This window comes from Arthrobacter sp. TJ-265, assembly GCF_058269135.1.
In genome coordinates, this window is sequence record NZ_JBZCND010000005.1 from 123093 (window position 1) to 146551 (window position 23459).

General features: G+C 70.8%; 22 protein-coding genes. 18 read left to right on the forward strand and 4 right to left on the reverse strand.

The genetic code is table 11. The features are described from left to right. Nucleotides 1-28 precede the first annotated feature (28 nt). Entirely contained in the window at nucleotides 29-994 is a 966-nt protein-coding gene (locus AC4D2E_RS15810) for a quinone oxidoreductase family protein (RefSeq protein WP_104168954.1), read from the reverse strand. A gap of 84 nt (nucleotides 995-1078) precedes the next feature. Here AC4D2E_RS15810 and AC4D2E_RS15815 point away from each other — a divergent pair, with 84 nt between their 5' ends. From AC4D2E_RS15815 to AC4D2E_RS15870, 12 genes are all read left to right on the forward strand, one after another. After that, entirely contained in the window at nucleotides 1079-1489 is a 411-nt protein-coding gene (locus tag AC4D2E_RS15815) for a VOC family protein (RefSeq protein WP_490910577.1), read from the forward strand. 27 nt (nucleotides 1490-1516) lie between these two features. After that, entirely contained in the window at nucleotides 1517-1774 is a 258-nt protein-coding gene (locus AC4D2E_RS15820) for a hypothetical protein (protein WP_490910576.1), read from the forward strand. Between the two features lie 20 nt (nucleotides 1775-1794). Beyond that, on the forward strand, nucleotides 1795-2826 hold the full coding sequence (argC, locus tag AC4D2E_RS15825) for an N-acetyl-gamma-glutamyl-phosphate reductase (RefSeq protein ID WP_490953217.1): 1032 nt from the start codon (nucleotides 1795-1797) through the stop codon (nucleotides 2824-2826). After that, complete coding sequence (gene argJ, locus AC4D2E_RS15830; protein ID WP_490953218.1) at nucleotides 2823-3992, forward strand: bifunctional glutamate N-acetyltransferase/amino-acid acetyltransferase ArgJ; 1170 nt, start codon at nucleotides 2823-2825, stop codon at nucleotides 3990-3992. Before argC ends, argJ begins: the two co-directional genes overlap by 4 nt. An 11-nt stretch (nucleotides 3993-4003) precedes the next feature. Then, nucleotides 4004-4993 (forward strand): acetylglutamate kinase, encoded by a 990-nt coding sequence (argB, locus tag AC4D2E_RS15835; RefSeq protein WP_490910573.1) that lies wholly within the window; start codon nucleotides 4004-4006, stop codon nucleotides 4991-4993. Continuing rightward, entirely contained in the window at nucleotides 4990-6273 is a 1284-nt protein-coding gene (locus AC4D2E_RS15840; RefSeq protein WP_490953219.1) for an acetylornithine transaminase, read from the forward strand. Before argB ends, AC4D2E_RS15840 begins: the two co-directional genes overlap by 4 nt. Beyond that, nucleotides 6270-7235, forward strand: a complete 966-nt coding sequence (argF, locus tag AC4D2E_RS15845; RefSeq protein ID WP_490953220.1) for an ornithine carbamoyltransferase — start codon at nucleotides 6270-6272, stop codon at nucleotides 7233-7235. Before AC4D2E_RS15840 ends, argF begins: the two co-directional genes overlap by 4 nt. Beyond that, nucleotides 7232-7771 (forward strand): arginine repressor, encoded by a 540-nt coding sequence (locus tag AC4D2E_RS15850; RefSeq protein WP_104168946.1) that lies wholly within the window; start codon nucleotides 7232-7234, stop codon nucleotides 7769-7771. The genes argF and AC4D2E_RS15850 overlap by 4 nt, the downstream gene beginning before the upstream one ends. 89 nt (nucleotides 7772-7860) lie before the next feature. Further along, nucleotides 7861-9063: an argininosuccinate synthase gene (locus AC4D2E_RS15855; RefSeq protein WP_490953221.1), complete on the forward strand. Its 1203-nt coding sequence runs from the start codon at nucleotides 7861-7863 to the stop codon at nucleotides 9061-9063. Beyond that, the gene (gene argH / locus AC4D2E_RS15860) at nucleotides 9063-10547 is read left to right on the forward strand and encodes an argininosuccinate lyase (RefSeq protein WP_490953222.1); all 1485 of its coding nucleotides are present in this window, start codon (nucleotides 9063-9065) and stop codon (nucleotides 10545-10547) included. The genes AC4D2E_RS15855 and argH overlap by 1 nt, the downstream gene beginning before the upstream one ends. Before the next feature lie 237 nt (nucleotides 10548-10784). Continuing rightward, entirely contained in the window at nucleotides 10785-11462 is a 678-nt protein-coding gene (locus tag AC4D2E_RS15865; protein WP_490953223.1) for an NADPH-dependent F420 reductase, read from the forward strand. A 204-nt stretch (nucleotides 11463-11666) separates the two neighbouring features. Next, complete coding sequence (locus AC4D2E_RS15870; protein WP_490953224.1) at nucleotides 11667-12149, forward strand: nuclear transport factor 2 family protein; 483 nt, start codon at nucleotides 11667-11669, stop codon at nucleotides 12147-12149. An 80-nt stretch (nucleotides 12150-12229) separates the two neighbouring features. Here AC4D2E_RS15870 and AC4D2E_RS15875 read toward each other — a convergent pair whose 3' ends face one another. After that, nucleotides 12230-12778 carry a TetR/AcrR family transcriptional regulator gene (locus AC4D2E_RS15875; RefSeq protein ID WP_490953225.1) on the reverse strand — a complete coding sequence of 183 codons (549 nt, stop codon included), beginning with the start codon at nucleotides 12776-12778 and terminating at the stop codon, nucleotides 12230-12232. 53 nt (nucleotides 12779-12831) lie between these two features. On the opposite strand from AC4D2E_RS15875, the gene AC4D2E_RS15880 reads away from it, so the two are divergent. Together AC4D2E_RS15880 and AC4D2E_RS15885 are read left to right on the forward strand one after the other, a co-directional pair. Continuing rightward, nucleotides 12832-13878 carry an FAD-dependent monooxygenase gene (locus tag AC4D2E_RS15880; RefSeq protein ID WP_490953226.1) on the forward strand — a complete coding sequence of 349 codons (1047 nt, stop codon included), beginning with the start codon at nucleotides 12832-12834 and terminating at the stop codon, nucleotides 13876-13878. Nucleotides 13879-13968: 90 nt separating this feature from the next. Beyond that, nucleotides 13969-15867, forward strand: coding sequence for an ABC transporter ATP-binding protein (locus AC4D2E_RS15885; RefSeq protein ID WP_490953227.1), 1899 nt, complete (start codon nucleotides 13969-13971; stop codon nucleotides 15865-15867). 13 nt (nucleotides 15868-15880) lie between these two features. On the opposite strand, the gene AC4D2E_RS15890 is transcribed toward AC4D2E_RS15885, so the two are convergent. Next, complete coding sequence (locus tag AC4D2E_RS15890) at nucleotides 15881-16426, reverse strand: methylated-DNA--[protein]-cysteine S-methyltransferase (protein WP_490953228.1); 546 nt, start codon at nucleotides 16424-16426, stop codon at nucleotides 15881-15883. A gap of 49 nt (nucleotides 16427-16475) precedes the next feature. Next, nucleotides 16476-18005 carry a DNA-3-methyladenine glycosylase 2 family protein gene (locus tag AC4D2E_RS15895; protein ID WP_490953229.1) on the reverse strand — a complete coding sequence of 510 codons (1530 nt, stop codon included), beginning with the start codon at nucleotides 18003-18005 and terminating at the stop codon, nucleotides 16476-16478. 95 nt (nucleotides 18006-18100) lie between these two features. On the opposite strand from AC4D2E_RS15895, the gene AC4D2E_RS15900 reads away from it, so the two are divergent. The 4 genes from AC4D2E_RS15900 to tyrS are packed head-to-tail and all read left to right on the forward strand — an operon-like array spanning nucleotide 18101 to nucleotide 22959. Beyond that, nucleotides 18101-18742: a DNA-3-methyladenine glycosylase gene (locus AC4D2E_RS15900; RefSeq protein WP_490953236.1), complete on the forward strand. Its 642-nt coding sequence runs from the start codon at nucleotides 18101-18103 to the stop codon at nucleotides 18740-18742. Between the two features lie 50 nt (nucleotides 18743-18792). Next, nucleotides 18793-19320, forward strand: coding sequence for an adenine phosphoribosyltransferase (locus AC4D2E_RS15905; protein ID WP_104169003.1), 528 nt, complete (start codon nucleotides 18793-18795; stop codon nucleotides 19318-19320). Nucleotides 19321-19371: 51 nt separating this feature from the next. Then, complete coding sequence (locus AC4D2E_RS15910; RefSeq protein WP_490953230.1) at nucleotides 19372-21624, forward strand: HelD family protein; 2253 nt, start codon at nucleotides 19372-19374, stop codon at nucleotides 21622-21624. 12 nt (nucleotides 21625-21636) lie between these two features. Continuing rightward, complete coding sequence (tyrS, locus tag AC4D2E_RS15915; RefSeq protein WP_490953231.1) at nucleotides 21637-22959, forward strand: tyrosine--tRNA ligase; 1323 nt, start codon at nucleotides 21637-21639, stop codon at nucleotides 22957-22959. Nucleotides 22960-23459: the final 500 nt, after the last annotated feature.

Sequence of the window (23459 nt, forward strand, 5' to 3'; positions counted from 1 at the left end):
CGTCAGCCTGCTGAAGCGCAGCCCAGGCTCAGGGGATGAGCAGCACCTTGCCCGTGGTTCGACGGGCCTGGAGGTCCTCGTGTGCGCGGGCCGCGTCCGCGAGCGGGTACCGGGCACCGATGCGCACATCGAGCTGGCCTGCTGCGACGGCGCCGAAGAGTTCCTCCGAACGCCAGCGGCGCTCCTCGGGGGAGAGCAGGTGGTGCGCGAGGGTGGGCCGGGTGACGAAGAGTGAGCCGCCGCTGTTGAGGCGTTGCAGCTCCAACGGGGGCACCGCGCCGGAGGCCGCCCCGAAGAGCACGAGGGTGCCGCGGATCCGCAGTGAGCGCAGCGAGTCGTCGAACGTCGCCCGGCCCACGCCGTCGTACACGACATCCACCCCGACGCCGTCCGTCAGGGTCTTCACGGCATCGGCGAATCCCTCGTAGCGCAGCACCTCATCGGCGCCGGCGGTGCGCGCGAGGTCCTCCTTCTCCGGCGTCGAGACCGTGGTGATCACGCGGGCACCCTTCGCCTTGAGGAGCTGGATCAGCAGCAGGCCGACGCCGCCCGCGCCCGCATGGACGAGCACCGTGTGGTCGGGCTGGACGGGAAAGGTGGAGTTGATGAGGTAGTGGGCGGTCATGCCCTGCAGGGGGAGGGCGGCCGCGGTCTCCAGATCCACGCCCTCCGGCACCGGAAGCGCCCGGTCCGCGTCCACGAGGGCGTACTCCGCATAGGTGCCCGTCCCCTCGGCGAACGCGACGCGGTCGCCGGCGGAGAAGCCCGAGACGTCCTCGCCGGATGATTCCACCGTCCCGGCCGCCTCGGCCCCCGGGGTGAAGGGGTGGTCGACGGCGTAGGCGCCGCTGCGCTGATACGTCTCGATGAAGTTCACCCCTGCGGCGGCGACCCTCACCAGCAGTTGGCCCGGGCCCGGGGCGGGGCGGTCGACGGTCGCGAGGCTGAGGACGTCCGGACCGCCCGGTGCGGTGACGACGATGGCTGAGGGCATGGTGCTTCCTTTCGGTGGCGTTCCCTCATGCTATTCCCGCGGTGGTTCCTGTGTACCCGGGCCGGGGTGTGGCAGGCTGACGTGATGCCCACCACACCCGCACCCCTCGTCTACCTCAGCTTTCCCGGAACCGCACGGGAGGCGCTGGGTTTCTACGCCGACGTGTTCGGCGGTGAGCTGACCCTGCACTCCTATGCAGAGTTCGGCAGGACGGACGGCCCGCCCGATGCCGTGGCCCATGGTGTGCTCGACGGCGTCGTCGCCCTCGCAGGATCGGATGCGGCAGCAGGAGAGCAGACCGTGCGGTGCGAGGGCCTCATGCTGTCGCTGCTGGGGACCGCCGAGCCGACGGTCCTCCACGCATGGTTCGACAAGCTGTCGGTCGGCGGGTCGAGCATCGCCCCGCTGACTCCGAAGCCGTGGGGTGCCTCGGACGGCCAGGTCACCGATCGCCACGGCCTTCGCTGGCTGATCGGGTACGAGCCCCACGCGTGACCGCGCACGACCGCGGAAGGACGACCCATGGCGCAGTTCGCCATCCTCATCGACGCGGACGAGTCCCTTCACGCCGTGCACGCGGCAGCGGTCGACCTCGAGGAGAACGACCGGCATGCCCGGGACAGCCGGAACCCGGCGGCCCGCACCAGCACGGGCCGTGTCGAGGTCTGCCCCGTCCGTAGCGGGGCGTCACGACAGCAGGGGTCACAACCTGAGCCTCCGTGCGGGCGTCACGACCGCCGGACGAAGCCTGAGTGCATAACTATGTATGGCTATGCATGATGTTGTTGTAGGCTGAAGCCATGACGTTCACCGCAGCCGTGTCAGGCGCCAGTGGGTATGCCGGAGGAGAGATCCTGCGGCTCCTCGCCAACCACCCGGACATCGAGATCGGGGCGATCACGGCCCACAGCAACGCCGGTGCGCGCCTCGGCGACGTCCAGCCCCACCTGCACTCCCTCGCCGACCGGGTGCTGCAGGAGACGACCCCCGAGGTCCTCACCGGACACGACGTCGTCTTCCTCGCCCTGCCCCACGGTGCGAGCGCCGAGGTCGCCGCCCGGCTTCCGGCGGACACGCTCGTGATCGACGCCGGCGCCGACCACCGCCTGCAGGACCCCGCCGCGTGGACGAAGTTCTACGGCTCGGCCCACGCGGGCACCTGGCCCTACGGACTGCCCGAACTGCCGGGCCACCGGGCCGGTCTCGCCGGAGCCCGCCGGATCGCCGTCCCGGGCTGCTACCCCACGAGCGTCCTCCTCGCCCTCACCCCGGGCTTCGCCGCGGGCCTCCTCGAGCCCGACGACGTCGTCGTCGTCTCCGCGTCCGGTACCTCCGGGGCGGGCAAGGCCGTCAAGCCCCACCTTCTCGGATCCGAGGTGATGGGCGGTATGAGCCCCTACGGCGTCGGCGGCGGGCACCGCCACACCCCCGAGATGGAGCAGGGCCTGAGCCGCGCCGCCGGCGAGCGCGTGTCCCTCTCCTTCACGCCCACACTGGCGCCCATGGCCCGCGGCATCCTGACCACGGCGACCGCCCGCGTGAAGCCCGGCGTCGGGTACACGCAGCTGCGGCAGGCGTGGGAGGACGCCTACGCGGCCGAGTCCTTCGTGCGGGTGCTGCCCGAGGGCCAGTGGCCCACCACCAAGGCGGTCCTCGGCTCCAATTACGCGAACCTCCAGCTGGCCTTCGACGACCACGCGGGTCGCGTGATCGTGAGCTGCGTCATCGACAATCTCACCAAGGGGACCGCCGGTGGCGCGGTGCAGTCCATGAACATCGCCCTCGGACTCGACGAGACCGCGGGCCTGACCATCCAGGGGATCGCACCGTGAGCATCACCTATCCGGGCGGGTTCCGCGCTGCGGGCGTCGCCGCCGGCCTGAAGAGCACCGGCAAGCCCGACGTCGCCCTCGTCGCCAACGACGGACCGCTGCACAACGCGGCCGCCGTGTTCACCTCCAACCGCGTGGCGGCGGCACCCGTGCTGTGGTCCCGGCAGGTCGTCTCGGACGGACGCGTCGACGCCGTCGTCCTCAACTCCGGCGGCGCCAACGCCTGCACCGGACCCGAGGGCTTCCAGAACACCCACCGGACCGCGGAGGTCACCGCCGAGCTCCTCGGGATCTCCGCGACCGACGTCTTCGTGTGCTCCACGGGCCTGATCGGTGAACAGCTCCCGATGGACCGGCTGCTCGACGGCGTCACCCATGCGGCCGGATCCCTGGGCAGGGGCGGTGGACCCACCGCCGCCGAGGCGATCATGACCACGGACACGGTGGCCAAGGAGGCCCGGTACCCGGCGACGGCCGACGCCGCGAGCGAGGGCTACGCGATCGGCGGGATGGCCAAGGGAGCCGGCATGCTGGCGCCGGGCCTGGCCACCATGCTCGTGGTCCTCACCACGGACGCCGCCCTCGATGCCGCGACCCTCGACGCCGCCCTGCGGGAGGCGACCCGCGTGAGCTTCGACCGCACCGACGCGGACGGTTGCATGTCCACCAACGACACCGTGGTGCTGCTCGCCTCCGGCGCCGCGGGTGTCACACCGGACCCGGCGCAGTTCACCAGGGCCCTCACGCAGGTCTGCCTCGACCTCGCGGCGCAGCTCATCCACGACGCCGAGGGCGCGAGCCATACCATCGCCGTCACCACCATGAACGCCGCGTACGAGCGCGACGCCGAGGTGGTCAGCCGCGCCGTCGCCCGCTCCAACCTGTTCAAGACCGCCATCTTCGGCAACGATCCCAACTGGGGCCGCGTCCTCGCGGCCGTCGGCACCACCGACGCCGTCTTCGAGCCGGACGCCCTGAACGTCTCGATGAACGGCGTGCAGATCTGCCGGAAGGGCGGGATCGGGGATTCGCGCGATCTCGTGGACCTCACCGGTCGGGACGTGTCCGTCGAGATCGACCTCGCCGCCGGGACGGCGAGCGCCACGATCTGGACCAACGACCTCACGCACGAGTACGTGCACGAGAACTCCGCCTACTCGAGCTGACGGGAGACGCCATGACGAGCAGTGACACGAGCACCGACACGCACCCGACGGCGACGCCGTCGGCCTCGACCCTGAAGGCGCAGGACAAGGCCGCCACACTGGTGGAGGCGCTGCCCTGGATCCAGCGGTTCGCCGGCACCACGATGGTCATCAAGTACGGCGGCAACGCCATGGTGAACGAGGAGATGCGCCGGGCCTTCGCCGAGGACGTCGTCTTCCTCCACCATGTGGGCATCCGGCCCGTCGTGGTGCACGGCGGCGGCCCCCAGATCAACGCGATGCTCCAGAAACTCGGCATCGAGTCCGAGTTCAAGGGCGGCCTGCGCGTGACGACCCCCGAAGCCATGGACGTGGTCCGGATGGTCCTCACCGGCCAGGTGGGCCGCGAACTCGTAGGCCTCATCAACTCCCACGGCCCCTATGCCGTCGGCCTGTCCGGCGAGGACGGCGGGCTGCTGCGCGCGGTCCGCACCGGGACCGTCGTCGACGGCGAGACCGTGGATCTGGGGCTCGTCGGTGACGTGACCGCCGTCCATCCCGGCGCCATCCTCGACATCCTCCAGGCCGGGCGCATCCCCGTGATCTCCACCGTCGCCCCGGAGTACGACGCCGACGGAGAGGCCGTGCAGCAGGTCCTCAACGTGAACGCCGATTCCGCCGCCGCGGCGCTGGCCGCCGCCCTCGGGGCCTCGAAGCTCGTGATCCTCACCGACGTGGAGGGGCTCTACGCGGCCTGGCCGGACCGCAGCTCCCTCATCTCCTCCCTGACCGCGAGCGAACTCCGCGAGCTCCTGCCCAGCCTCGAATCCGGCATGATCCCGAAGATGACGGCATGCCTGCAGGCCGTCGAGGCCGGGGTGGAGCGCGCGCACATCGTCGACGGGCGGCTGGCCCACTCGATGCTGCTCGAGACCTTCACCACGGCGGGCATCGGCACGCAGGTGGTCCCCGACGACGCGACCGTCACCCCGCAGCCCACGGCTCCCGAAGGGGCAGCATGAACAACACCACCGTGAACACCACAGCCGTCCACGAGATCGCGGACCTGCTCACCGGCGGGACGTCCGGCGCGGACTGGCTGGCCCGCTACGGCTCCTCGCTGATGGGCGTCTTCGGGACGCCGCAGCGCGTGCTGGTGCGCGGATCCGGCTGCTTCGTGTGGGACGCCGACGGCGGGCAGTACCTCGACCTCCTCGGCGGCATCGCGGTCAACGCCCTCGGGCACGCGCACCCCTTCGTCACCTCCGTCGTCTCCAGCCAGCTCGCGACCCTCGGCCACATCTCCAACTTCTTCACGAGCCCCACGCAGGTGGCGCTCGCCGAGAAGCTCCTGGCCCTCGCCGAGGCGCCCACCGGGTCCCGCGTGTTCTTCACCAACTCCGGTGCGGAGGCCCTCGAGGCCGCGGTCAAGCTCGCACGACGCAACAGCACACCGGGGCGGCAGCGCATCCTCGCCCTTGACGGCGCCTTCCACGGCCGCACCATGGGGGCCCTCGCCCTCACGTCCAAGAAGGCCTACCGCGAACCCTTCGAGCCCCTGCCCGGCGGCGTGGAGCACATCCCCTTCGACGACATCGAGGCACTCAGGTCCGCCATGGACTCCTCCGTGGCAGCGCTCGTCATCGAACCCATCCAGGGCGAGGCCGGCGTCCGGCCCCTCTCACCCGAGTACCTGCGTGCAGCGCGGGAGCTGACCCGCGAACACGGGGCGCTGCTCATCCTCGACGAGGTCCAGTCCGGCGTCGCGCGGACGGGCCGCTGGTTCGCCCACCAGTGGGTCGACGGCGTGGTCCCCGATGCCATGACGCTCGCCAAGGGCCTCGGCGGCGGCTTCCCGATCGGCGCGCTCGTCACGTTCGGCGAGGACGCCTCCTCGCTGATCGGCGCGGGCCAGCACGGCAGCACCTTCGGGGGGAACCCCGTGGCCACCGCGGCAGGCCTCGCCACGCTGCACGTCCTCGAGACGACGGGCGCCCTGCAGCACGCGTCCGACGTCGGCGCCCTCCTCGCCTCGCGGCTCGCAGCCACCCACGGGGTCACCGCGGTGCGCGGCCAGGGCCTGCTCATCGGGTTCGACGTCGACGGCGAGTATGCACCGGAGGCGGTCCAGGCGGCGCTCGCCGCAGGATTCATCATCAACGCGACGGGGCTCTCGACCCTTCGACTCGCACCTCCGCTCATCCTCACCGCCGAGCAGGCAGCGACGTTCCTGGACGCCCTGCCCGCCATCCTCACCACCGCCCGCACCGCACACTCCGACACCCGGAAGGCAACCCCATGACGCGCCACTTCCTCGTCGACACGGATCTCTCACCCGCCGAGCAGACCGAGGTCCTCGACCTCGCCGTCGAACTCAAGGCGAAGCCCTACGCCCATGCGCCGTTCGCTGGGGAGGGCGCGGGCCGCAGGACGGTCGCCGTCATCTTCGACAAGACCTCCACCCGGACCCGGGTGTCCTTCGCCGCCGGCGTCGCGGACCTCGGCGGAGTGCCGCTGATCATCGGGGCGGGGGACTCCCAGCTCGGGCACAAGGAATCCATCACCGACACAGCCAGGGTCCTCGACCGGATGGTCGCAACGATCGTGTGGCGCACCTACGCCCAGGCCGGACTCGAGGAGATGGCCGCGGCGTCGAGCGTCCCCGTCATCAACGCCCTCTCGGACGACTACCACCCGTGCCAGCTGCTCGCGGACCTGCTCACCATCCGGGAGCACAAGGGCACGCTCGCCGGGCTCACCCTGACGTACCTGGGGGACAGCGCCAACAACATGGCCAACTCCTACCTCCTCGCCGGGGCCACGGCCGGGATGCACGTCCGGATCGCCGGGCCCGAGGGCTACCTCCCCGACCCGGCGGTCGTGGCCGCGGCCGAGGATAGGGCGGCCGAGACCGGCGGGTCCGTCCTCGTCACCGTGGACGCCGCCGCCGCGCTCGCAGGGGCCGACGTCGTCGCCACCGACACCTGGGTGTCGATGGGCCAGGAGGAGGAGAAGGCGGCACGGCAGGAGCTGTTCCGCTCCTACGCCGTCGACGCCGCCGCCATGGCGCTGGCCGCGCCCGACGCCGTCGTGCTCCACTGCCTCCCCGCCTACCGCGGCTACGAGATCGCCGGCGACGTCATCGACGGCCCGCAGTCGCTCGTCTGGGACGAGGCCGAGAACCGGCTGCACGCGCAGAAGGCGCTCATGACTTGGCTCGTGCAGCGGTCCGCCCGATCCGACGGGCAGGGGAGCGGCTCATGACCGTGCAGCGCGATTCCGCCCGCCTCACCACGAAGACCGCCCGGCACGCCCTCATCACGGACCTCCTCACCGCCCGGTCCGTGCGCTCGCAGGTGGAGCTGGCCACCCTGCTCGCCGCCGACGGCGTGCAGGTCAACCAGGGGACGCTGTCGCGGGACCTCGTGGAGCTCGGCGTCGTGCGCGTCCGCGGAGCCGAGGGCGCGCTGATCTACGCGGTGCCCGTGGAGGGCGGCGGCCGGCACGCCCGCAGCGGCGTGTCCCAGGAGATCCTCGACGCGCGGCTCGCGAAGCTGTGCAACGAACTGCTCGTGACGGCGGAGGCCTCGGGAAACATCGTCATCCTGCGGACGCCGCCGGGAGCCGCGAACTTCCTCGCCCTGGCCATCGACCACTCGGTGATGCCCACGATCCTCGGCACCATCGCCGGCGACGACACCGTGATGCTCGTCAGCCGCGACCCCGACGGCGGCGCCGCCGTCGCCGACCGCTTCCTCGGACTCGCGCAGGAACCGCAAGGGCCCGCCGACCCGTCATGACGCCCGGCCCTGCGCCGGCCGCGGCATGACACCCTGAACATCAACACACCCACGGGCGCACCGCCCGGACAATCGAAGGAGCACCTCCCGTGACCGAACGCATCGTCCTCGCCTACTCCGGCGGACTCGACACCTCCGTAGCCATCGGCTGGATCGCCGAAGCCACCGGGGCCGAGGTGATCGCCGTGGCCGTCGACGTCGGACAGGGCGGCGAATCCCTCGAGACCATCCGCCAGCGCGCGCTCGGCTGCGGCGCCGTCGAAGCCTACGTGGCCGACGCCCGTGAGGAGTTCGCCACCGACTACTGCATGCCCGCCCTGAAGACGAACGCGCTCTACATGGACGCCTACCCCCTCGTCTCCGCGCTGTCCCGGCCCGTGATCGTCAAGCACCTCGTCGCCGCCGCGCGTCAGTTCGGCGCCACGACCGTGTCCCACGGCTGCACCGGCAAGGGCAACGACCAGGTGCGCTTCGAGGTCGGCATCCAGACCTTCGGCCCCGACCTGAAGTGCATCGCCCCCGTCCGCGACCTCGCCCTCACGCGCGACAAGGCCATCGCCTTCGCCGAGGAGAAGGGCCTGCCCATCGAGACCACCAAGAAGAACCCGTTCTCCATCGACCAGAACGTCTGGGGCCGCGCCGTCGAGACCGGGTTCCTCGAGGACATCTGGAACGGACCCACCAAGGACGTCTACGACTACACCGAGTCGCCCGAGTTCCCACCCGCCGCCGACGAGGTGATCATCTCCTTCAAGGAGGGCATCCCCGTAGCCATCGACGGCAACACCGTCACGCCGCTGCAGGCCATCGAGGAGCTCAACCGCCGGGCCGGTGCCCAGGGGATCGGCCGCATCGACATCGTCGAGGACCGCCTCGTAGGCATCAAGAGCCGCGAGATCTACGAGGCCCCCGGCGCGATGGCCCTCATCGCCGCGCACCGCGAACTCGAGAACGTCACCATCGAGCGCGAGCAGGCCCGCTTCAAGAAGACCGTCGACCAGCGCTGGACCGAACTGGTGTACGACGGCCAGTGGTTCTCGCCGCTGAAGCGCTCGCTGGACACCTTCGTCGACGACACGCAGAAGTACGTCACCGGCGACATCCGCATGGACCTCCACGGCGGCCGCGCGACCGTCACCGGCCGCCGCTCCGACGTCGCGCTCTACGACTTCAACCTCGCGACCTACGATTCCGGCGACACCTTCGACCAGTCGATGGCCCGCGGCTTCATCGAGATCTTCGGCCTGTCCTCCAAGGTGGCCTCGAGCCGGGACCAGCGGGCGGGCGCCTGATGGCTCAAGAGCACGTGGTGGGCCCACGAGCGCAGGGGTCCCCGGCCGAGCGAAGCGAGGGTGGGGGGCGCCCGGGGACGAACGAGGGTTCGCTGTGGGGCGGCCGGTTCGCCGGCGGCCCCGCCGACGCCCTCGCCGCGCTCAGCAAGTCCACGCACTTCGACTGGCGGCTGGCGGTCTACGACATCGAGGGCTCCCGCGCCCACGCCCGCGTGCTCCACCGCGCCGGCCTGCTCGACGACGGCGAACTCGCCGGGATGATCGACGCCCTCGACCGTCTCGACGCCGACGTGCGGTCCGGCGCGTACGCGCCGGCGCCGAGCGACGAGGACGTCCACGGGTCGCTCGAGCGCGGCCTCATCGAGCGTGCCGGCCCGGCGCTCGGCGGCAAGCTGCGTGCGGGCCGTTCCCGCAACGACCAGGTGGCGACGCTCGGACGCATGTACCTCCGGGACCACGCGCGGATCATCGCCCGCGGCGTCCTCGCGACGATCGGTGCCCTGGTCGACCAGGCCGAGGCCCACCTCGAGGTGCCGATGCCGGGACGCACGCACCTGCAGCACGCCCAACCGGTGCTGCTGAGCCACCACTTGCTGGCCCATGCCTGGGCCCTGCTGCGGGACGTGCAGCGGCTACAGGACTGGGATCGGCGTGCCGGGGTCTCACCCTACGGTTCGGGCGCCCTCGCCGGGTCCTCGCTGGGCCTGGACCCCGAATCCGTCGCCGCTGACCTCGGATTCTTCTCCGCGACGCACAACTCGATCGACGGGACGGCGTCGCGGGACGTCTACGCGGAGTTCGCCTGGGTCGCCGCGATGATCGGGGTGGATCTCTCCCGCGTGAGCGAGGAGATCATCATCTGGGCCACGAAGGAGTTCTCCTTCGTCACGCTCGACGACGCCTTCTCGACCGGCTCGTCGATCATGCCGCAGAAGAAGAACCCCGACGTCGCCGAGCTCGCGCGCGGCAAGGCGGGGCGGCTGATCGGCGACCTGACGGGACTGCTCGCCACACTGAAGGGACTGCCCCTCGCCTACAACCGGGACCTGCAGGAGGACAAGGAGCCGGTGTTCGACGCCGTCGACACCCTCGAGGTCCTGCTGCCCGCGGTCTCGGGCATGATCGCGACCCTCGTGTTCGACACGGAGCGCCTGGCCTCCCTCGCCCCTCAGGGCTTCGCCCTCGCGACGGACATCGCCGAGTGGCTCGTCCGTCAGGGCGTGCCGTTCCGTGAGGCACACGAGCTCTCGGGCGCCGCCGTCAGGATCGCCGAGCAGCGCGGTGTGGAGCTGTGGGACCTGACCGATGAGGAGTTCGCCGGGATCTCCGCGCACCTGACGCCCGCGGTGCGCGAGGTGCTCACGGTCGAAGGATCGCTGGCCAGCCGCGACGCGCAGGGCGGTACGGCTCCGGCCGCCGTCCGACGCCAGCTCACCGCGCTGCATGCCGAGCTCGACGGCGTCGAGGCGTACGCCGCCGGCTGACGGTCCACTCCTGGCCACCGACGGCGGCGCGGCTCCTCCTGGGGCCGCGCCGCCGTCGCTCATGCCGGTGACGGCCCGTCCTACGCGCCACCAGCACCCCCGCTCCTCCCAATTCCCTCACCGAGCCTGCTGCCTCCAGCTGGACAGACGGATCGATCCGTCACAGAATTTCGAGGACGATCCGTCACATCGGGGTCGGTGCACGACTCGGAGAACCCCCGGAGGAGAGATCACGCCATGAGAATCGCTATCCTCGGAACCGGCTCCGTCGGGCGCACGCTTTCCGCGCGGCTCATCGACCTGGGGCACGATGTCACTCTCGGCACCCGCGACGCCCAGGCCACGCTTGCCCGCAAGGAGGCCGACGCCCTGGGCAACGCCCCCTTCGCCGACTGGGCGGCCGCGAACCCCGACGTCACTGTGCGCGGCTTCGCTGATGCTGCCTCGGGGGCGGAGATCGTCATCAACGCCACGAACGGCAGTGCGTCCATGGACGCGCTGGCTCGGGTCGGGATGGAGGGCCTCGACCGCAAGGTCGTCCTCGACCTCGCCAACCCCCTCGACTTCAGCCGCGGCATGCCACCGACCCTGCTCGTCAAGGACACAGACTCTCTCGGCGAGCAGATTCAGCGCGCCTTCCCCACCGCCCGCGTCGTCAAGTCGCTCAACGCCGTCACGGCAGACCTCATGGCCCATCCGGGGAACCTGCCCGAGGCCGGCACCGTCTTCGTCTCCGGGAACGACGCCGACGCCAAGCACACCGTGACGGCCCTGCTGGAAGAGTTCGGCCACCAGGACATCATCGATCTCGGCGATATCACCACCGCCCGAGGCACCGAGATGCTCCTGCCCGTCTGGCTCCGCCTCTACAGTGCTCTCGGCACACCTGCCTTCAACTTCAAGATCGTCCGCTGAACCCGACGGTTCCTCCGTGCCCGAACCGGGAAACCTCCGTGGCGAGATCATGCTCCCTCCCATCACCATCCACATCGTGCACACGGTTCTGAGCGGGGCAACCTCACCCACCGCCGACCTGTTGCACGACAACGCCCGCCCCGAACGTTCGGCGATCGGGCGATGGGCGAACTCCACGGGCGGTTCCCTGGCTACGATGCGAGGATGACGGACTTCTTGGAGCAACCGGAGTGGCACAACGCTCCAATGCAACCGGTGCCGATCACCAGGCCCGCCGCGCAGAAGTGGCTCGATGCGTATGTGGCGGCGTGGAAGAGCTACGACGAAGGAGCCATCTCAGATCTATGGTCGGAGGGTGCTGTCTGGCATTACCCCTTCCAGACGCGAGCATCAGGACGCGACCGGATCGTCGCTGAGTGGATGAGCGAGCGTGACGACTTCGTAGGCGAGTCCTTCGACGCCAAGTACCATCCGGTCGCCATTGAGGGCGACCGGGTCGTCGCCCATGGCAGGACCGTCTTCTACCAGCCGGAGAGTGACCGGGTGGTCACGGCATACGACAACATCTGGTTCCTCCGGTTCGACGACTCGGGGCGGTGTACCGAGTTCCATGAGTGGTATGCCGGTCGCCCTGAGGACGAACCCGATCGAGCAGTCCCCAATGATCGCGCGCACGAGGATCGCTAACGAGTGGCGGTTCACCGCGCAGGCGGTCGCGGGACTCTGGAAACCCTCCGCAGCCCCGCCTGCAGACCGGGCCTCCGGCCTCACGGATCGGTGATGATGGCACGGATCGCGGAGGCCAACGCCGATTCCTCGACCGGAAGACCCATGAATACCGTGGCGCTGATCATCCCGTCCACCATCCCGACGATCAGGGCGGACTTCTCCTCCGGTCGGGTGACGCCGATGGATCGCAGAGCGTCCGTACCCCAGGCGATGAGTCGCTGGCGGCCCTCCGCGAGGGCTGCTGCGGACGACGGCGTGTCAGAGGCGTGGACCAGGAGTGCCTGCCTGGCCCGTGCATGGTCACGGCCGGTGGTCCCGGCTGCCGACGCGAAGCGGGCCAAAGGTGCCGCCACGTCGTCCGCTGTCCCGGGACTCCCACTCCGGAGCCGCCCCAGCTCCCGGTGATCCGCCAGCACCAGGAAGTCGACGACGGCGCTCACGAGAGCCTCCTGTGTCCTGAACAGGTTCGACGTCGAGCCGAGCGGCACGCCCGCCGTGCGGTCCACGGCGCGGTGTGTGAGCGCGCGCGGCCCCCCTGCGGCGAGCAGGGACACGGCAGCGGTGCACAGTACTTCTCGACGTTCCACCCGATGAAACTACACCTGTTGTGCAGGAACTACAAACGTAGTACGTTCGCGGTATGACGACAGCGACAGTTGTGGGCGCGGGCATTGCTGGACTCACCGTCGCCGTCGGTCTGCACCGTGCGGGGTGGTCGGTTCAGGTGCTGGAGCAGGAACCGACGGTGCGCGCCTCCGGCACGGCGGTCCTGCTGCAGCGGACTGCAGTGAACGGACTCGAATCCCTCGGGCTCGGCCCCGGGATCGAGGCTCGGGCGATCCTCCTCACCGGCCTGCAGCTCCGCACGCGCGGAGGTCTGCCGATCTCACCGTCCCGGCCCCCGTCCGGGGCCGTCCTGATCGAGCGGGCGGACCTCGCCGGCCTTCTCCGGGACTCCCTGCCGGAGCCGGCGCTCGTCCTCGGTCACCCCCTGGTGGCAGGCGACCTTGCCAGTGCGTGCGCGGACGCCGCGCTGGTCGTCGGAGCAGATGGCGTCCACAGCACCCTGCGCGGCGCACTCTTCGGCCGTGCGTACCGCGCGACCGCGACCGGCACCGCGGTGTGGCGGGGGACAGCCGAGGTCACGACCGCCGGTCTGACCGAGTACTGGGGCCAGCGACGTCGCTTCGGGATCAGTGGCAGGCCGAGCGGGGGAACGAACTGGTATGCGACGGCGACGGTGCCACCGGCCCGGCGCGTGTCAGGGCAAGAGGAGTCCGAGGAGCTTCGGAGGCTGTTCGGGCATTGGGACGGGGCGGTGGCCGCGACCGTCGCGAGCATCGGTGAGGGGAGTGTCCTGCGACACGACATCCATCACCTGGCACGCCGGTTGCCGCGGTACCAGCTGGGGAATGTGGCCCTGATCGGTGACGCAGCCCATGCCATGACGCCGGACCTCGGGCGCGGCGCGAACGAGGCGATCCTCGACGCCCTGTCCCTGGTCGGCAACCTCGAGGCGCACGACCGCGTGGACCGCGCACTGGCCGCCTACGACAGGTCCCGGCGCCGGGTCACCCAACTGACCGCGGCCGCATCCCTCGCCGTCCACACCCTCATCCATTGCGCGCCGGGGCAGACGATCCCGACGACACCCGGCGATCACGCCCGGCCACGATCCGATGTGTAGTGGGATCCTTCCCGGGCGGACCCCGCCGGCCCCGCTACGCCCGCCGCGAAGTGCTTTGACACCGCGCACCGCCCGGCGCATCGTGTGAGCATGCAGCCCACCGCCCCGCGCGCCACGCTCCGGGAATTCTTCCCCTACCTGCGGGGGCACGTGCGCGTCCTCGTGCTGGTCGCCGTCGTCTCCCTCGTCTCGACGGGCCTCTCGATCGCCCAACCCCTCATGGTCCAGCAGCTCGTCAACGCCGTGTCAGCGAACCGCCCCGCCACCGTCTTCGTGTGGTTCCTCGTCGCCATCACCCTGGGTGGAGCCGTCTTCGGGGCGGCCCAGTCCTACCTCCTGCAGCGCACCGCGGAGTCCGTGGTCCTCGGGGTGCGCCGGTCCCTGGTGGGACAACTGCTCGCGCTGCCCATCCGCGAGTTCGACCGCCGCCGCGTCGGCGACCTCATGTCGAGGGTCGGTTCGGACACCACCCTCATGCGCAGCGTCATCACCTCCGGCCTGTTCGAGATCGTCTCCTCCATCCTGATGTTCTGCGCGGCCGTCGTCCTCATGGTCCTCATCGACCCCCTGCTGTTCGGCATCACGCTGTCGGCCGTCCTGCTCGGAGCGGGAGGCGTCGTGTTCCTCGGGCGCCTCATCCGCAAGCGCAGCCGCGACGTCCAGGACGCCGTCGGCTCGATGACCGCCGCCGTCGAGCGGGGGCTCTCCGGCATCCGCACCATCAAGGCGTCGGTCGCCGAGGACCGCGAGGCCGCGGTGATCGACGTCGAGGCGACCACGGCCTATAACGCCGGCATCGCCATGGCCCGCCTCCAGGCCGCCGTCCAGCCCATCATGTCCATCTGCGTCCAGGGCGCATTCATCGTGGTCCTGGCCGTCGGCGGGATCCGGGTGGCCGCCGGTGAACTGCTGCTCGGCGACCTGATCGCCTTCATCCTGTACCTGTTCCTGCTCGTGATGCCCATCGGGTCCGCCATGAGCGCGTTCGTACAGATCCAGTCCGGCCTCGCGGCGCTGGACCGCATCCAGGAGATCGCCCGGCTGGAGCCGGAACGGGCGGACGAGGAGCGCCTCGTCGCACGCGCACCGAAACCGTCGCCCCCCGTCCACGGCAGCACCATCGAACTGCGCGAGGTCAGCTTCCGCTACGGCGACGACGACGCGGATGACCTCGACCCCGCCGTGGGTGCCGCGAACGAGCGACAGGTGGCAGCGAGCGGGCCGGCCTCGCCGGTGTCACCCGTCTCCCCGGTGGTGCCCGGCACCCCGGAGGGGCGCGGACGGGACGGCGATGCCGGCCGGCCGGTCCTCGACGGCGTCAGCTTCACCGTCCCCGCGGGCAGCAGGACGGCCCTCGTGGGGCCCTCGGGTGCCGGCAAGTCCACGGTGCTGGCCCTGCTGGAGCGGTTCTACGAACCGACAGCAGGCAGCATCGTGGTGGACGGCGTCGCGCTGCCGGCGATCCCGCGCTCGGAGCTGCGCGCGCGCATCGGCCTCGTGGAGCAGGAGGCCCCCGTCCTCAGCGGTACTCTGGCGGACAATCTCCGGCTGGCAGCCCCGCACGCCACGGACGACCAGCTCCGCCGCGTCCTCGCGGCGGTCGGCCTCGACGCGCTGGGGGATCGGTCGGACGACGGCCTGGACCTGAATCTGGGCGAGGACGGGATCCGGCTCTCGGGCGGCCAACGGCAACGCCTCGCGTGGGCCCGCGTGATCCTCGCCGACCGTCCCGTCCTGCTGATGGACGAGCCGACGTCCGCCGTCGATTCGCGGACCGAGCAGCTGCTCCAGCAGACGCTGGGAGAGGCCGCACGGGATCGCACCGTGGTCGTCGTCGCCCACCGCCTGTCCACGGTGGCGGACTTCGACCAGATCGTGGTGCTGGACCAGGGGCGGGTCGCCGCGGTCGGCACCCACGATGAACTCCTCGAGAGCAGCGACCTCTACCGTGACATGGCGGCCCGGCAGCGCCTGGTGGCCCACGCCTGATGCGCCCGGCGGGTCAGGTGGCCGGCGCTGAACGGGCCTCCCGGTCGAGGAGCCGCTGCTTGACCGGCAGCCCCCAGCGGAAGCCGCCCAGCGAGCCGTCCGTCCTGATGACCCTGTGGCAGGGGACGAAGAGCGCGGCGGCGTTCTTCGCACACGCTCCCGCCGCGGCGCGGACCGCGGTCGGGTTGCCCGCCCGGGCGGCGTACTCGAGGTAGGTGACCGGTGCGCCGGGGGCGATCGTGCGCAGGACGTCCCAGGCATGGGTACGGAACGGACCGGACGCCTGTCGCACCCGCACCGCCGTGATGGCGTCGACGTCCCCGTCGTAGTAGCGGGCCACGGTGTCGAGGATGGGTCGCATGGCGGACGCGGCAGGGTCGAAGCGGGCGGCCAGGAGGCTCGGGTGGATCTGCCCGACCAGGTCTTCCCGGAGGGAGGTCCAGCCGGACGAGAGGACCGCGCCCTCCGCCTCGATGACGGTGAAGGGGCCGTCGGGCGTGTCGACGGTCTCGGTGGTGGCGCCGCGGAGGGCGGCGGGTGGGGCGAGGGTTGCGCTCATGGCGGGGGCATCCGTTCGGTGGGTCGGTCCAGGGTACGTGGCGAGGTGGTCAGGCGGCGTCATCGACGGTTCTCCCGGCGGACGGGAGGGCGGTCGGTGCCGGGGCGGTCCGCCACAGGTGCAGGGTCGCGTAGGAGCGCCAGGGCCGGACGTCGGCCATCGCGGCCTCGACAGCGGAACCTCCTGGGGTCGAGCCCTCCGTGACCCGGGCCCAGCCTGCCCGGACGGCGGCGTCGCCCGGGAGGTGGATGTCCGGGTGGCCGAGCACGCGCATCAGGACGTAGTCGGCCGTCCAGGGTCCCACGCCGTCCAGCCGCAGCAGATCCTCGCGCAGCGGGGCGGCATCGGAGCCGATCCCGAGCGCGAGGGTCCCGGAGGCGAGCTTCTCGGCCGCGGCGCGCAGCGCAGCGTCCCGCCGACGCGGCCCCCGCAGGAGTGGCCCGGGCAAGGCGGCGAGGTCCTCGGCGGAGGGGAAGAAGCGGTCCAGGCCGGTGCCCGGCACACTGACCGCCGGCCCCGCCGCAGTGAGCCGGGCGAGGGCCGTCGTCGCCGCAGCCACCGTGACCTGCTGGCCTGCGATCGCGCGGATCAGCATCTCGTGGGGATCCAGCGACCCGGGCAGGCGCAGGCCCGGCCGGTCCGCGACCAGCGTCGCGAACCGGGCGTCACGGGACAGCGCGGCATCGACCGCCACGGGGTCGGCGTCGAGGTCGAACAGCCGCCGGATACGGCCGAGCAGGGGCGGGAGGTCCGCCAGCCCCGCCACCGAGACCGTGACGGGCAGCGCTGCCCGCCCGTTCCCGCGCGGTTCGACGGGGTCGGCCCTGAACCACGCGGGCCCGGCCGGCAGGCGGAGCAGGCGTTCGTAGCTCGTCGCAGTACCGATCTCCGGACCGGCGACCGCGCGGGCGGCGAGGAAGCGAAAGATGCCGTTGTCGTACGGCAGCCGCACGGGCAGGTTCAGGGAGAGGCGGAGCGGCCCACCGGGTTCCGGCGCCGGCGGGCGGCACGTCCCGGGCCGGTGGGGTGAGGCCTCGCGCAGCCGGCCCGGGGTGAGGTCGAAGACCTGCTGGACGGTGTCGTTGAACTGCCGGATGCTCCCGAAGCCCGCGGCGAACGCCACGTCCGCGAAGCGGAGCGTCGTGGCGGTGAGGAGGGTGCGGGCCGTCTGGGCGCGGTGTGCGCGGGCCAGCGCGAGCGCTCCGGCGCCGAGCTCGTCCGTGAGGATGCGGTTGAGCTGCCGGGGGGAGTAGCCGAGCCGCGCCGCCAGGCCGGGCACGCCCGCGCGGTCCACCTCGCCGTCGGCGATGAGCCGCATGGCGCGGGCCGCCGCGTCGCTGCGGAGATTCCACTCGGGATCCCCCGGAACGGCCTCGGGCAGGCACCGCTTGCAGGCGCGATACCCGGCTTCGTGAGCGGCCGCGGAGGTGCGGAAGAACGTGACGTTGGCGGGTTTCGGCGTCCGAGCGGGGCAGGAGGGCCGGCAGTAGATGCCCGTGCTCGAGACAGCGGTGACGAACTGTCCGTCGAAGCGGGCGTCCCGGGCGTCGATCGCCCTGTACTGCTGCCAGAAGTCCATGCCGTCATCCTGCCACCCGGCCGGGCCCCGTACTAGCGGGATTCGGACACGGCGGACGGCGGGGCGGGTGACGCCTTTGCTACGGTCGAAGCGTGATCGATGAGAGCAGGACGCACCCGGACACCCGCGCACGACTGGGGGGCAGTGCCCTCGAGGTCGCGCCGTCGCTCCTCGGCGCGCACCTGACACACAGCACCGACGACGGCGAGGTCACCGTCCGCATCACGGAGGTCGAGGCCTACCTCGGCCCGGACGATCCGGGCTCCCACGCGTTCCGGGGCAGGACCGCGCGGAACGCGACGATGTTCGGACCCGCCGGGCACCTCTACGTCTACTTCACCTACGGCATGCACTACTGCGCCAACATCGTGTGCGGGAACGAGGGGTGGGCCACGGGACTGCTCCTCCGGGCGGGGGAGATCGTCGACGGCACGGGCCTCGCCCGCGATCGGCGCTCGCATCCGTCGACGGACCTCGACCTCGCCCGGGGACCCGCACGCCTTGCACAGGCGCTCGGCCTCGATCGCCGGAACGACGGCGCGGACGTGCTCGCGCACCCCTTCCTGCTGGTCCTGCCGGAGGTGCCCGCGACGGCGGTCCTCAGCGGCCCGCGCGTGGGGGTCAGCGGCGTTGCCGGGACGGAGGAGTATCCGTGGCGCTTCTGGCTGCCGGAGGAGCCCACGGTCTCCCGGTACCGTCCGGGAAAGCCCCGCGTAGCCCGTAAGGTTGATCCGTGAATATCAGCGATACGGACCTCCCCCCGGTGCAGGCCGCAGGCGCGTCCCGACTGGCAGCGCAGGCGCGGGAGGCCGTGGACCGCCTCTGCGCGGTGGTCCCCGACTTCCCGTCACCCGGCATCATGTTCAGGGACCTGACGCCGGTCTTCTCCGACGCGCAGGGCTTCCGCGCGGTCGTCGACGCGCTCGTCGAGGCCTTCGCGGGCCAGTTCGACGCCGTCGCCGGGGTAGAAGCCCGCGGTTTCCTCCTCGCCGCCGCCGTCGGCTACGCGACCGGCACCGGCGTCGTCACCATCCGCAAGGCGGGCAAGCTGCCCCGCGCCGTGTACCGGGAGTCCTACGACCTCGAATACGGTCAGGCGTCCCTCGAGATCCACCAGTCGGACCTGCCCGCCGGGACGCGCGTGCTCCTGCTCGACGACGTCCTCGCCACGGGGGGAACACTCGTCGCCGCGGGAGCGTTGCTCGAACAGGCCGGCGCCGTCGTCGTCGGGTGCGGTGTGGTCCTGGAGCTCGCGGACCTCCCCGGACGCGACGCCCTGGCGGGCCGGCGGGTGCACGCGCTCGAAACCGTGTAGCGTCCACCACGCTAGAATTGACGGTCTGCCTTTGATGGAAGGAAATGTCCGATGCACGAGACGTCCCAGGCCAAGGCCGAGCTGGAGCACGAGCGCGGCTACGTCGATGGCCTGTACCAGCGTCTCGATGAACTCCGTGCGGAGAAGGCCCTCCAGCTCGCCGAGGTCCGGCGCACGCAGGCGGCCGGATCCCACCAGAACAGGTCGGAGCGGGACGCCTTCGCGACGATGTACGAGGACCGCCTCGCGCAGCTCAACGCCGTCGACGACCGCCTCGTCTTCGGCCGCCTCGACCTCGACGACGGCGACAAGCGCTACATCGGCCGCATCGGCCTCTCCGACGAGGACCTCCGGCAGCTCATGGTCGACTGGCGGGCCCCCGAGGCCGGCACGTTCTACCAGGCGACGGCCTTCGAGCGCATGGGCGTACGCCGCCGCCGCCACCTGATCCTCTCGCGGCGCGACGTCGTCGCGATCGAGGACGACGTCCTCGACGCGGACCTCCTCGGCGACGACGACTCGCTGCAGGGCGAGGGCGCCCTCCTCGCCGCGCTGAACACGCGGCGCACCGGCCAGATGTCCGACATCGTGGGCACCATCCAGGCGGAGCAGGACCGCATCATCCGGGCGCCGCTGCCGGGGGTGACCGTGGTCCAGGGCGGTCCGGGCACGGGCAAGACGGCCGTCGCTCTCCACCGCGCCGCGTACCTCCTGTACACGCACCGTGACCGGCTGAAGTCCGCCGGCGTGCTGCTGGTCGGACCCACCGACGCCTTCATGAAGTACATCGAGCGCGTCCTGCCGTCCCTGGGCGAGACCGGCGTCGTCATGGCGGGTATCGGCACCCTGATGCCCGGCGTCAGGACCGTTCAGGAAGCGGACGAGACCGCGGCAGCCCTCAAGGGCCGGCTGGAGATGGCCGGGGTCATCCGCAACGCCGTCGCGAACCGCGAGCGTGTCCCGTCCGAGAACAAGCGTCTCAACGTCGAAGGCACCCTGCTCACCCTCACCCCGCGGCAGGTGGCCCGCGCCCGTGAGCGTGCCCGGGCGACCGGGAAACCCCACAACGAAGCGCGCGTCACCTTCGTCAAGATCCTCCTCCGCGAGCTCACCGAGCAGCTGCTGGACAAACTCGAGGAATCCTCCGGCGGCGGCAACAACGCCGACCGCTCCTATCTCGCCGAGGACGTCCGCAGCTCCCGCGACGTGCGCATCGCCCTCAATCTCGCCTGGATGCCCCTGACCCCGCAGAAGCTGGTGTCCGAACTGTTCGCACGCCCGGAGCTGCTGCGTGCGGCGGCCCCCCACCTGAACGAGGACGAACTGGCGGTCCTCGCCCGGCCCGCGGACGCCCCCTGGACCGAAGCGGATGTGCCCCTGCTCGACGAGGCGGCGGAACTGCTCGGGGACCTCGACCCGTCGGCCGGACGCGACACCGCCGCCCGCGAGCAGGAGCAGAAACGCGATCTCGCCAACGCCGAGCGGGCCCTCGAGAACGTCAACGCCACCCTCGAGGACGCCGGGGTGGACGGGGTGCTGACCGCCGAGGATCTCGCGCAGCACAACGCCGTGACCGCCACCCGGCTCTCGGCCGCCGAGCGTGCCTCAGGGGACCGCACCTGGGCCTACGGGCACATCGTGGTCGACGAGGCCCAGGAACTCTCCCCGATGCAGTGGCGCCTGCTGATGCGGCGCTGTCCGCTGAAGTCCTTCACCATCGTGGGGGACATCGCGCAGACCAGCTCGGCCGCGGGATCGCGGTCCTGGCAGCAGGCCCTCGAACCCTTCGTGCGTGACCGCTGGCAGCTCGAGGAGCTCACCGTCAACTACCGCACGCCCGCGCAGATCGCCGAGGCGGCGGTGCGCATGGCGAATGCGGCGGGGCTCGTCGTGTCCGCGCCGAAGGCGGTGCGCGAGGGACGCTTCCCGCCGCTCCTGGACACGGTGGACGACGCCGTGGCGGCCCTGGCACAGGCCATGCCCGAGGAACTGGCGGCCATCGACGGCGGCCTGCTCGCCGTCATCGCGCCGGACCACCTGCTGCCTGCCGTCCGCGATGCCCTGGCGCCCGCGTACGGGGAGCGCGTCGGTTCCGGTGCGGGCGGGCCGGGCCAGGACATCGTGGTGATCAGTCCGCGCGGGTCGAAGGGGCTGGAATTCGACGGCGTCGTGATCCTCGAACCGCAGGAGATGCTCGATTCCGCGACGGCCAGGGTCGGCGACCTCTACGTGGCGATGACCCGCCCCACGCAGCGCCTCCGCGTCATCTCGAGCGGCCGGATTCCTGCTGGTATTGCCGACTGATAATTTGGACTCGTGTCCCAGCAAACAGATATCCCGGTCAGTGGCCTCCGAGGCCAGCGCAACGATCCCTCCTTCGACGGCATCCACGACGAGCTCGTGTGGCGCGGTCTGATCCATGTCTCCACCGATGAGGGCGAGCTGAAGGAACTGCTGGCGGGTCCGTCCATCACCTTCTACTGCGGGTTCGACCCCACGGCCCCGAGCCTCCACCTCGGCAACCTGGTGCAGCTGCTGACGATGCGCCGCCTCCAGCTCGCCGGCCACCGTCCCCTCGGCCTGGTCGGCGGCTCCACCGGCCTCGTCGGCGACCCGCGGCCGACGGCGGAGCGCACCATGAACACGAAGGAGACCGTCGCCGAGTGGGTCGGTTCCCTCGAGGCCCAGGTGCGCCGCTTCCTCGACTTCGAGGGGGGCAACAAGGCGCGGATCGTGAACAACCTCGACTGGACCGGCCCGATGAGCGTCATCGATTTCCTGCGCGATGTGGGCAAGTACTTCCGTGTCGGCACCATGATCAGGAAGGAGACGGTCGCCAAGCGGCTCAATTCCGACGAGGGCATCAGCTACACCGAGTTCAGCTACCAGATCCTGCAGGGCATGGATTTCCTGCAGCTGTTCCGCGACTACGACTGCGTGCTGCAGACCGGCGGGTCCGACCAGTGGGGCAACCTCACCAGCGGCACCGACCTCGTCCGCAAGGTCGAGGGCAGGAGCGTGCACGCCATCGGCACGCCCCTGATCACCAACTCGGACGGCACCAAGTTCGGCAAGAGCGAGGGCAACGCCATCTGGCTCGACGCCGCCATGACCAGCCCCTACGCGATGTTCCAGTTCTGGCTGAACACCTCCGACGCCGACGTCGCCGAGCGCCTGCGGATCTTCACCTTCCGCAGCCGTGAGGAGATCGAAGCGCTCGAGCAGGCGATGGCGGAGAGGCCGCACGAGCGGGCGGCGCAGCGAGCCCTCGCCTATGACGTCACCGCCCTGGTGCACGGCGTCGACGCGACCGAGAAGGTCATCGCCGCATCGGCGGCCCTCTTCGGGCAGGGCGACCTCGGGTCCCTCGACCTCGCGACCCTCGAGGCGGCGACGGCCGAACTCGACTCCGTCGCGGTCTCCCGGGACGGACTGGGCATCGTCGACCTGCTGGTCGCCTCCGGCCTGTCCGCGAGCAATTCCGCGGCCCGTCGCACCATCGGGGAGGGGGGCGCCTACGTGAACAACGCGAAGATCACCGACGCCGACCACGTTATCGGCGAGGACGACCTGCTGCACGGCCGCTACCTCCTCGTGCGCCGCGGCAAGCGCAACCTGGCCATGATCGACGTGGCCTGACCGGCCCCGCGACGACCCGGAGAGCCGGCACACCCCGCGGGGTGTGCCGGCTCCTTCCATGACCGGGCGCACCTCGTGCAGGTGGACGCCAGGTGGATTTGGTGCGGGGGCCGAGCAGCCGTATAGTTATGGAGTTGCCCCGGTGTGGGTGGCCATCCCCTTCAAATTCTGTGGTCGGTTCGTGCGCTGTGAGGCGTGGTCGAATTCGGCTTCTTTTTGTGGTGGGTTTGTTCTTTTGTCGTATTTCTTTTTGCTGGTGGTTTAGGTCACGGCGGGGGATTTGACAGGGGAAAAGAAAGTGAAATAAGCTGTGAACATAACGGCGAGGGAAAGCGGAGCCGAGTGGGCGTGTGAGCGTCGGGTTCCGTGAGTAATCGGTTGTTCCTGTTGTTTGAGAACTCAATAGTGTGCCAAGTTTGTTGATACCGATTGTTTTTTGATTGGTTGAATTTGCTGGTTGCTGCGCACCCCGTGTGTGGTGGCTGGTTTTTTTGGCTGGT

What these genes read in the sequence shown, in the direction of transcription:
- AC4D2E_RS15810 (WP_104168954.1), bottom strand. Translation starts at nt 994, where the DNA reads ATGCCCTCAGCCATCGTCGTCACCGCACCGGGCGGTCCGGACGTCCTC.
- AC4D2E_RS15815 (WP_490910577.1), top strand. Translation starts at nt 1,079, where the DNA reads ATGCCCACCACACCCGCACCCCTCGTCTACCTCAGCTTTCCCGGAACC.
- AC4D2E_RS15820 (WP_490910576.1), top strand. Translation starts at nt 1,517, where the DNA reads ATGGCGCAGTTCGCCATCCTCATCGACGCGGACGAGTCCCTTCACGCC.
- argC (WP_490953217.1), top strand. Translation starts at nt 1,795, where the DNA reads ATGACGTTCACCGCAGCCGTGTCAGGCGCCAGTGGGTATGCCGGAGGA.
- argB (WP_490910573.1), top strand. Translation starts at nt 4,004, where the DNA reads ATGACGAGCAGTGACACGAGCACCGACACGCACCCGACGGCGACGCCG.
- AC4D2E_RS15840 (WP_490953219.1), top strand. Translation starts at nt 4,990, where the DNA reads ATGAACAACACCACCGTGAACACCACAGCCGTCCACGAGATCGCGGAC.
- argF (WP_490953220.1), top strand. Translation starts at nt 6,270, where the DNA reads ATGACGCGCCACTTCCTCGTCGACACGGATCTCTCACCCGCCGAGCAG.
- AC4D2E_RS15850 (WP_104168946.1), top strand. Translation starts at nt 7,232, where the DNA reads ATGACCGTGCAGCGCGATTCCGCCCGCCTCACCACGAAGACCGCCCGG.
- argH (WP_490953222.1), top strand. Translation starts at nt 9,063, where the DNA reads ATGGCTCAAGAGCACGTGGTGGGCCCACGAGCGCAGGGGTCCCCGGCC.
- AC4D2E_RS15865 (WP_490953223.1), top strand. Translation starts at nt 10,785, where the DNA reads ATGAGAATCGCTATCCTCGGAACCGGCTCCGTCGGGCGCACGCTTTCC.
- AC4D2E_RS15870 (WP_490953224.1), top strand. Translation starts at nt 11,667, where the DNA reads ATGACGGACTTCTTGGAGCAACCGGAGTGGCACAACGCTCCAATGCAA.
- AC4D2E_RS15880 (WP_490953226.1), top strand. Translation starts at nt 12,832, where the DNA reads ATGACGACAGCGACAGTTGTGGGCGCGGGCATTGCTGGACTCACCGTC.
- AC4D2E_RS15885 (WP_490953227.1), top strand. Translation starts at nt 13,969, where the DNA reads ATGCAGCCCACCGCCCCGCGCGCCACGCTCCGGGAATTCTTCCCCTAC.
- AC4D2E_RS15890 (WP_490953228.1), bottom strand. Translation starts at nt 16,426, where the DNA reads ATGAGCGCAACCCTCGCCCCACCCGCCGCCCTCCGCGGCGCCACCACC.
- AC4D2E_RS15895 (WP_490953229.1), bottom strand. Translation starts at nt 18,005, where the DNA reads ATGGACTTCTGGCAGCAGTACAGGGCGATCGACGCCCGGGACGCCCGC.
- AC4D2E_RS15910 (WP_490953230.1), top strand. Translation starts at nt 19,372, where the DNA reads ATGCACGAGACGTCCCAGGCCAAGGCCGAGCTGGAGCACGAGCGCGGC.